Raw genomic sequence first — 8,923 nt, 5'->3', positions numbered from 1 at the left:
CCCAACCAGCCCAACCAGCCCAACCAGCACAACCAGCCCAACCAGCCCAACCAGCCCAACCAGCCCAACCAGCCCAACCAGCCCAACCAGCCCAACCAGCCCAACCAGCCCAACCAGCCCAACCAGCCCAACCAGCCCAACCAGCCCAACCAGCCCAACCAGCCCAACCAGCCCAACCAGCCCAACCAGCCCAAGGGCCGAAAACGAAAAGGGGCCCATCAAGGGCCCCGGAAGGAAGCTGGCATGGCGACCCATGCCCGCTCCAAAGAAGCAGCGCGTCACTCCTCCACGAAGGCCTCTTCGCGCTTGGACTTCACCGCTGGCAGCAGCACGATGGTCAGCAGTGCCAGGGCGGCGACCAGCAGGCCGGCCGAGATCGGACGCGTCACCAGCACGCTCCAGCTGCCGCGCGACAGCAGCAGCGCACGGCGCAGGTTCTCTTCCATCATCGGCCCCAGGATGAAGCCCAGCAGCAGCGGCGCCGGTTCCACCCGCAGCTTGATGAACACATAGCCGATGAAGCCGAAGATCGCCACCATCCACACGTCGAAGGTGTTGTTGTTGGTCGAGTACACGCCGATGGCGCAGAACAGCACGATGGCCGGGAACAGCAGGCGGTACGGCACCTTCAGCAGCTTGATCCACATGCCGATCAGCGGCAGGTTCAGGATGATCAGCATCAGGTTGCCCAGCCACATCGAGGCGATCAGGCCCCAGAACAGCTCGGGGTTGCTGGTCATCACCTGCGGGCCGGGCTGGATGTTGTGGATGGTCATCGCGCCCACCATCAGCGCCATCACCGGGTTGGGCGGAATGCCCAGCGTCAGCAGCGGGATGAAGGAGGTCTGTGCACCGGCGTTGTTGGCCGACTCGGGGCCCGCCACGCCGCGGATGTTGCCGCGGCCGAAGGCCACTTCGCCGGGCGACATCTTCAGCTTCTTCTCCAGCGCATAGGAGGCGAAGGACGCCAGCAGCGCACCGCCGCCCGGCAGGATGCCCAGGGCCGAGCCCAGCGTCGTGCCGCGCAGCACGGCCGGGGCCATGCGTTTGAAGTCGTCGCCGGTGGGCCACAGGCCGGTCACCTTGCTGGTGAAGACCTCGCGCTCCTCTTCGCCCTGCGACAGGTTGCCGATGATCTCGCCGTAGCCGAACACGCCCATCGACACCACGATGAAGCCGATGCCGTCCGTCAGCTCGGGAATGTCGAAGCTGAAGCGCGCCACGCCGGAGTTCACGTCCGTGCCCACCAGGCCCAGCAGCAGGCCCAGCACCACCATGGCGATGGCCTTGAGCAGCGAGCCCGAGGCCAGCACCACGGCACCGATCAGGCCCAGCACCATCAGGCTGAAGTACTCGGCCGGGCCGAACTTGAAGGCCAGCTCGGTCAGCGGCGGCGCAAAGGCGGCCAGGATGATCGTGCCCACGCAACCGGCGAAGAACGAGCCCAGGCCGGCCGCCGCCAGCGCGGGGCCCGCCCGGCCCTGCCGCGCCATCTGGTAGCCGTCGATACAGGTGACCACCGACGACGATTCGCCCGGCAGGTTCACCAGGATGGCGGTGGTCGAGCCGCCGTACTGCGCGCCGTAGTAGATGCCCGCCAGCATGATCAGCGCCGACACCGGTGGCAGCGCATAGGTGGCCGGCAGCAGCATGGCGATGGTCGCGACCGGGCCGATGCCCGGCAGCACGCCGATCAGCGTGCCCAGGATGCAGCCGATCAGGCAGTACAGAAGGTTGGTCCAGGTGACGGCGACGCCGAAGCCCGTGGCCAGGTTGGAGATCAGGTTGAAGTCCATGGTTGTCGTTCTTTCCCGATCAGCCCGAAATGAAGGTGGGCCACACCTGGATCTGCAGTTTGAGGGCCACGATGAAGGCCAGGTAGCTGCCCACGGCCAGCACCACCGCCAGGATCAGCGAGTCGCGCAGATTGAACTGGTTGCCCGCCATGCTGGCGATGATGGTCAGCGCGAAGATGGCGATGATCAGCCCCATGGCCGGCAGCCCGATGCTGGGCAGGCCGCCCAGCAGCACGCCGAAGGCGAGGTTGGCGCCGAGCACGAAAGCCAGTGGCTTCCAGGCCCAGCGGCCGATCTTGCCGCCGTCGGTGGTCTCGACCACCATGGCCTGCAGCGAGATCACCGCACCGATGAGCGCGAGCAGCACCCCCAGCATGAGCGGAAAATAACCCGGGCCCATGCGGGCCCCGTCACCGATGGTGTAGTTGGTGGAGCCGACCGCGAACGTTGCGCCCACGGCCATGAACATCACACCGGAAAAAAAGTCAGCCTGGCTTTTGATGGCCATTTCGTTGCTTCTCCACGAGTCCTTGTTGAAACGGGGGCGAGGGTCGTCGCCCGAGGCTGACCATGGGCTGACTTGATGTGTAGGGATAAGCGCGTAAGCAGTCTCCACATCGAGGGGAATCGAACGGAAGACGAGGCATTGTTGAGATTGATTCTTTCGCTATGAAAGTCGTAGCGTTTTTTCGTGCGCCGAGCCGTCAGGTCGGCGCTTTTTTCCTGACTGGAGACAGACTGAGATGACTGCCACCCGCCGCGACTTCGTCGCTTCCTCCCTTGCCGCAGCCGGCTTTGCGCTGGCCGGCGCCCCGGCCTTCGCCCAGTCCGACTGGCCGGCCAAGCCGATCCGGCTGATCGTGCCCTTCCCGCCCGGCGGCGGCACCGACATCCTGTCGCGCCTCGTCGCCAACAAGCTCACCGAGGTCAGCAAGTGGACGGTGGTGCCCGACAACCGCGGCGGCGCGGGCGGCACCATCGGCATCGCCGAGGCGGCGCGGGCCCAGCCCACGGGCTACGACCTGGTGATGGGGCAGAAGGACAACATGGTCGTCGCGCCCTGGCTCTACAAGAACCTGAGCTACGACCCGGTGAAGGACCTCACGGCCGTGGCCCATGTGGCCTACACGCCGGTGGTGATCGTGGTGCGCAGCGAATCGCGCTTCAAGACGCTCAAGGATGTGGTCGAGGCCGCCCGCGCCCAGCCCGATGCCGTCACCTTCGGCTCGCCCGGCAATGGCACCACCATCCACCTGGCCGGCGAGATCTTCAAGACCGCCGCCAAGATCCAGATCCGCCACGTGCCCTACAAGGGCAGCAACGCCGCCATGATGGACGTGCTGGCCGGCAACGTGGACCTGCTGGTCTCGTCGCTGCCTTCGGCCATCGCGCAGATCAAGGCCGGCAAGCTGCGCCCGCTGGCCGTGACCTCGGCCAAGCGCAGCACCTCGCTGCCCGACATCCCGACCGTGGCCGAACTCGGCTATGGCAAGGACTTCGACGTCAGCACCTGGTATGGCATCTTTGCGCCGGCCGGCACGCCCAGGCCGGTGGTCGACAAGGTCAATGCCGAGGTCAACAAGCTGCTGGCCCGTCCCGACGTGCAGGCGGCCATCCACGAGCAGGGCGCCGAGTACCAGGCCATGTCCACCACCGAGTTCGCCACGCTGGTGAAGGACGACGTGGCCAAGTGGAAGGGCATCGTCCAGGCCTCGGGCGCGCGCATCGAGTAAGCCCGGCGGGCCGGGACGGACGCCCGCGCTCCGGCCGCCAGTCGGCCAGGCAGAAGCAAAAGGGGCCGCACTCGTGCGGCCCCTTCTCTTTCGTCGGCCGGGCCGGCGAAGGGCTCGGCCTTCAGCGGCCGGGGCCGTGCATGAAGAAGGGGCCGCGCGGGCCGGGATGGGGGCCGTGCCAGCCGCCGCCGAGCACCAGCCCGACGCTCAGGGCGGTCAGGCCCACCCACCATGGGTCCACGGCATAGCCGCTGGCCACCACGACCGGTGCCGGCGCGGCGACCAGGACCGGGGCTCCGCTCACCACCACGCCCGGCTCCACTGGGACCGTGGATGGGACAGCGTCGGCCGTGGCCGCAGGCGCTGCCATCACCGGCACGCCGGTCGGCGGCTGGGCCATCCAGGTGCTGTAGTCGTGGCCGCCCAGGCGGTAGCTCACGCTGTAGCCCCCTTCGGCCAGGGCCACGCAGGCAGTCACCTGTGCCTGTGGCGGCAGGGCTTGCGCTTGCGCCTGGGTGCTTGCCGCCATGAGCGCGGCCAGGGTGGCGCCTGCGGCCAGGCGCCGCAAAGCAAGAAGTCGTGAACGGGTCATCGGATTGCTCCTTTCAGAACGATGTGCCGATCTGGAACTGGAAGCGCTGGGTGCGATCGGCCGTGATGCCTGCGGCGGTGTCTTCCTTCTGGTAGAGCACGGGCACCGCATAGGCCAGGCTCAGCGGCCCCAGCGGCGAGAGCCAGCTCACGCCCAGGCCGACCGAGGCGCGCAGCTTCTGCTGCGCCTTCCACTGCGCATCCGTCAGCGACGAGGTGCGGTCGGCGAACACGTTGCCCGCGTCGAAGAAGCCGAACAGCCGCAGGGTGCGGTCGTTGCCCGCACCCGGGAAGGGCGTGCTCAGCTCCGCATTGACGATGGCCTTGCGCAGGCCACCCAGCGCGCCCGCCGTCACGCTGTCGCGCGGGCCGAGCGAGTTGCTCTCGAAGCCGCGCACCGAGCCCAGGCCGCCGGCATAGAAGTTCTTGAACACCGGGTAGGTGTCGCCACCCAGCGCGCGCGCCCAGCCCAGCTCGCCGTTGAGGGCGAAGGTGTACTGCTTGCTGATGGGGAGGTAGCGCTGGTACTGGTAGCTGGTCTTGAGGTAGCGGGCGCCCGAGGCCAGGCCCCATTCGGCGTTGGCGTTCTGCAGGGTGCCGCGCGTGGGCACCAGGGCGCTGTCGCGCGTGTCGCGCGACCAGCCGATGGTCAGCGGCACGCCGGTGATGGCGTCGCGCGCGCACACCACGCTGGGCGCGGTGCCTGAGCATTCGAAGTAGTCCAGGTAGGCCTGCGGCGTCGCCGTGTAGACGTAGCTGCCGTCGACCAGCGTATAGGCACCGTTGGTGCCGGGCTTGAAGGAGTAGCGCTCCAGGCCCAGGCCGAAGTACACCCGGTTGAGTTCGTCGAAGGGCACACCGAACTTCAGCGACACGCCCTGCGTGGTGAGCTTGTAGTTGCCGTCCGCAGCGTACGACGGGCGCGTAGTGTTCTGGTAGACGCTGATGATGCGCGAGATGCCGTCGGCGGTGAAGTAAGGGTCGATGGCCGAGACCGACACCGAGGTGCTGTACGAGCCGATGCTGGCGTTCAGCCCCAGGTAGTTGCCCGAGCCGAAGACGTTCTCCTGCGTGATGCCGAAGGTCAGCGTCACCTTGTCGGTGCTGGAGTAGCCTGCGCCCAGGTTCAGCGAGCCGGTGGGCTTTTCCTTCACGTCCACCATCAGGTCCACCGTGTCGGGCGAGCCGGGCACCTCCTGCGTCTGGATGTCCACGTCGCTGAAGTAGCCCAGCCGGTCCAGCCGGTCGCGCGAGAGCTTGATCTTGTCGCCCTCGTACCAGGCCGATTCGTACTGCCGCATCTCGCGCCGGATCACCTCGTCGCGGGTGCGCGCGTTGCCGCCCACCAGGATGCGACGCACGAACACACGCTGGCGCGGCAGGCCCTTGAACACCATCGTCACGCGGCCGGTGGTGCGGTCGGCGTCCGGCACGGCCTCCACCTTGGCGAAGGCGAAGCCGAAGCGCGCGTAATGCTCGGTGAAGGCCCGCGTGGTCGCGGTGACGTCGTCGCCGTTGTAGTAGTCGCCCGGCCGCACCGTCACCAGCGACTTGAAGTCGTCCTCGCGGCCGAGGTAGTCGCCCTCCAGCCGGACGCCGGCCACCACGAATCGCTCGCCCTCGGTGATGTTGACCGTCACCGTCACCGACTGGCGGTCCGCCGACAGCCCCACCTGCGTGGAGTCGATGCGGAAGTCCATGTAGCCGCGCGTCAGGTAGTACTGGCGCAGCGTCTCCAGGTCGGCGTCGAGCTTGGCGCGCGAATACTGGTTGGACTTGGTGTACCAGCTCATCCAGTTGCCGGCATCCAGGTCGAACAGGCCCAGCAGCGTCTTCTCGCTGAAGGCCTTGGCGCCCACCACCCGCACCTCGGTGATGCGGGCGGATTCGCCCTCGGTCACCGTGAAGCTGATGTTGACGCGGTTGTTCTCCAGCGGCGTGGCGGTGGTCTGCACGCTGGCGCTGTAGTAGCCCTTGCCGATGTACTGGCGCTTGAGCTCCTGCTCGGCTCGGTCGGTCAGCGCCTTGTCGTAGGGCCGGCCCTCGGCGAGGCCCACCTCGCGCAGCGCCTTGGTCATGGCCTGCTTGTCGAATTCCTTGGCGCCCTCGAAGTCCACGCCCGCGATGGTCGGGCGCTCCTCCACGATCACCACCAGCACGTTGCCGGAGATGTCGAGCCGCACGTCCTTGAACATGCCCAGCTCGTACAGCGCCCGGATGGCCGCCGAGCCAAGGTCGTCGGTGTAGGTGTCGCCCACATGCAGGGGCAGGGCATGGAAGATGGTGCCGGGTTCCACCCGCTGCAGGCCTTCCACCCGCAGGTCGCGGATGGTGAAGGGCTCGGCAGCCCACGCGGCATGGCTGCCGGCGAAGAGGGCGAAGGCGCCGAGGGCGGCGTGCAGCGGTCGGCCGCGGAACAGGAAGCGCATGGATCGGGTCGGGGCGCCGGCGCCGGGAGCGCAGGTCGCCAGAGTGGCTTGGCGCGGATCATGGGCGGCCACTTGGGAGGAATCGTGGATGACGCGCCGCCGCGCTCCCGCCTTTGTCCGACAAGGGCGGCGCGACCGCCGCCACGCTCGGCCGCAGCCGTTGTCGTAGAGTGCTTGGCGATGCGGCCCCTGCGCCGCCCACCGCATGGCTGTGCGCCCCGCCGCGCATGCCGACCGCCCGCCCTGCCGTCCCGACCATGAAGCACGACCTGCCCTTCCTCAACCCCTACCGCCACGGCTTCGCCCGCGTGGCCGTGGCCATGCCGCGCAACCGCGTGGCCGACCCGCTCTCCAACGCTGCCGAGACCATCCGCCTCTACCGGGAGGCCGAGGCCCAGGGCGCGGCGGTGGTCGCCTTTCCGGAGCTGGGCCTGTCGGCCTACACCTGCGACGACCTGTTCCATCAGTCTGCACTGCTCGATGGCTGCGAAGCGGCGCTGGCCCAGGTGGTCGAGGCCTCGCGCGACCTGAATGCCGTGGCCGTGGTCGGCCTGCCGCTGCGGGTGGAGCATCGGCTCTTCAACTGTGCCGCGGTGGTGGCCCGGGGCAAGGTGCTGGCCGTGCTGCCCAAGACCTACCTGCCCAACTACGGCGAGTTCTACGAAGCGCGGCAGTTCAATGCCGCCGGCAGCGCTGTGACCGACCATGTGCAGCTCTTCGGCCACCGCGTGCCCTTCGGCACCGACATCGTGGTGCGGGCGCGCGAGCTGCCGCTGCTGGCATTGCACGTCGAGATCTGCGAGGACCTGTGGACGCCCATTCCGCCGTCGAGCTTCGCGGCGCTGGCAGGCGCGACGGTGCTGGTCAACCTGTCGGCCTCCAACATCATCATCGGCAAGGCGGCTTTCCGGCACCAACTGGTGGGCCAGCAGTCGGCGCGCTGCATCGCGGCCTACCTCTACACCTCGGCCGGCATCGGCGAATCGACCACCGACCTGGCCTGGGATGGCCAGTCGCTGATCTACGAATGCGGCGATCTGGTGGCCGAAGGCGCGCGCTTCGCCAACCAGGCGCAGATCGTGATGGCCGACGTGGACCTGGAGCGCCTGGCCCACGAGCGCATGCGCCTGACCAGCTTCGGCGAGACCGCCCGCCGCCACAAGGCCGAGCTCGCGACTTGGCGCACGGTGGAGTTCGACCTGGCCCCGCCCGCGCAGGTGCCCGGCGGCCTGATGCGCACCGTGGAGCGCTTTCCATACGTGCCGGCCGATGCGCGCTCCCTGGACGAGCGCTGCTATGAGGTCTTCAACATCCAGGTGCAGTCGCTGGTGCAGCGGCTGGAGGCCGCGCGCATCGGCAAGGTGGTGATCGGCATCTCGGGCGGACTCGACTCCACCCATGCGCTGCTGGTGGTGGCGCAGGCCATGGACCGGCTGGGCCGGCCGCGCAGCGACATCCTGGCCTACACCATGCCCGGCTTTGCGACCAGCACGCGCACGCTGCAGCAGGCCCATGCGCTGATGCGCGTGGTGGGCTGCACCGCGCAGGAGATCGACATCCGCCCTAGCTGCCGCCAGATGCTGGCCGACCTGGGCCACCCCTTCGGCCGCGGCGAGCCGGTGTACGACGTCACCTTCGAGAACGTGCAGGCCGGCGAGCGCACCAGCCACCTGTTTCGCCTGGCCAACCATCATGGCGGCATCGTGGCCGGCACGGGCGACCTGAGCGAGCTGGCGCTGGGCTGGTGCACCTATGGCGTGGGCGACCACATGTCGCACTACAACGTCAACGCCAGCGTGCCCAAGACGCTCATCAAGCATCTGGTCAACTGGGTGGCGGGCAAGGGCCTGCTGGGCGCAGAGGGCAGCCAAGTATTGCAGGCCATCCTCTCGACCGAGATCAGCCCCGAGCTGGTGCCGGCGGATGCCGAAAGCCAGGGCGCCGAGCCGGCGCAGAGCACCGAGAGCGTGGTCGGCCCCTACGAGCTGCAGGACTTCCACCTGTACCACACGGTGCGTCACGGCATGCGCCCGTCCAAGGTGGCCTACCTGGCCTGGTGCGCCTGGCACGACCGCGAGAAGGGGCCGTGGCCCGACACGCTGCACGGCGAGCGCAACCAGTACACCCTGGCCGAGATCAAGAAGCACCTGGGCACCTTCCTGTTCCGCTTCTTCCAGATCAGCCAGTTCAAGCGCAGCTGCGTGCCGAACGCCCCCAAGGTGGGCTCCGGCGGCTCGCTCTCGCCCCGCGGCGACTGGCGCGCGCCCAGCGATTCGGAATCGCGGGTGTGGCTGGACGAGCTGAAGACGGTGCCGGACGAGGTGTGAGGGCGCCAGGCTCTCTTTGGTCGACCGTATTCGATTGGATACAATTC

The 8,923-nt window shown here is 68.2% G+C and carries 6 protein-coding genes; 2 read left to right on the top strand and 4 right to left on the bottom strand.

Features of this window, described 5'->3' with window-relative positions; translation table 11 throughout:
- Positions 1-278: 278 nt before the first annotated feature.
- Positions 279-1,796, bottom strand: coding sequence for a tripartite tricarboxylate transporter permease (locus ACT54X_RS13995; RefSeq protein WP_076507225.1), 1,518 nt, complete (start codon positions 1,794-1,796; stop codon positions 279-281).
- Positions 1,797-1,815: 19 nt separating this feature from the next.
- The gene (locus tag ACT54X_RS13990; protein ID WP_294367641.1) at positions 1,816-2,304 is read right to left on the bottom strand and encodes a tripartite tricarboxylate transporter TctB family protein; all 489 of its coding nucleotides are present in this window, start codon (positions 2,302-2,304) and stop codon (positions 1,816-1,818) included.
- Between the two features lie 235 nt (positions 2,305-2,539).
- Here ACT54X_RS13990 and ACT54X_RS13985 point away from each other — a divergent pair, with 235 nt between their 5' ends.
- Entirely contained in the window at positions 2,540-3,529 is a 990-nt protein-coding gene (locus tag ACT54X_RS13985) for a Bug family tripartite tricarboxylate transporter substrate binding protein (protein WP_294367642.1), read from the top strand.
- 121 nt (positions 3,530-3,650) lie between these two features.
- On the opposite strand, the gene ACT54X_RS13980 is transcribed toward ACT54X_RS13985, so the two are convergent.
- Positions 3,651-4,121 (bottom strand): hypothetical protein, encoded by a 471-nt coding sequence (locus ACT54X_RS13980; RefSeq protein ID WP_476347098.1) that lies wholly within the window; start codon positions 4,119-4,121, stop codon positions 3,651-3,653.
- A 13-nt stretch (positions 4,122-4,134) separates the two neighbouring features.
- Entirely contained in the window at positions 4,135-6,549 is a 2,415-nt protein-coding gene (gene bamA / locus ACT54X_RS13975; RefSeq protein ID WP_476347096.1) for an outer membrane protein assembly factor BamA, read from the bottom strand.
- Between the two features lie 257 nt (positions 6,550-6,806).
- Between bamA and ACT54X_RS13970 the strand changes: the two genes are divergently transcribed.
- Positions 6,807-8,876: an NAD(+) synthase gene (locus tag ACT54X_RS13970; RefSeq protein WP_476347094.1), complete on the top strand. Its 2,070-nt coding sequence runs from the start codon at positions 6,807-6,809 to the stop codon at positions 8,874-8,876.
- Positions 8,877-8,923 lie beyond the last annotated feature (47 nt).

This window comes from Pseudacidovorax sp. DMC4 (assembly GCF_056314265.1).
This window is presented reverse-complemented; position numbering and strand designations above follow the sequence as displayed.

What these genes read in the sequence shown, in the direction of transcription:
- ACT54X_RS13995 (WP_076507225.1), bottom strand. Translation starts at nt 1,796, where the DNA reads ATGGACTTCAACCTGATCTCCAACCTGGCCACGGGCTTCGGCGTCGCC.
- ACT54X_RS13990 (WP_294367641.1), bottom strand. Translation starts at nt 2,304, where the DNA reads ATGGCCATCAAAAGCCAGGCTGACTTTTTTTCCGGTGTGATGTTCATG.
- ACT54X_RS13985 (WP_294367642.1), top strand. Translation starts at nt 2,540, where the DNA reads ATGACTGCCACCCGCCGCGACTTCGTCGCTTCCTCCCTTGCCGCAGCC.
- ACT54X_RS13980 (WP_476347098.1), bottom strand. Translation starts at nt 4,121, where the DNA reads ATGACCCGTTCACGACTTCTTGCTTTGCGGCGCCTGGCCGCAGGCGCC.
- bamA (WP_476347096.1), bottom strand. Translation starts at nt 6,549, where the DNA reads ATGCGCTTCCTGTTCCGCGGCCGACCGCTGCACGCCGCCCTCGGCGCC.
- ACT54X_RS13970 (WP_476347094.1), top strand. Translation starts at nt 6,807, where the DNA reads ATGAAGCACGACCTGCCCTTCCTCAACCCCTACCGCCACGGCTTCGCC.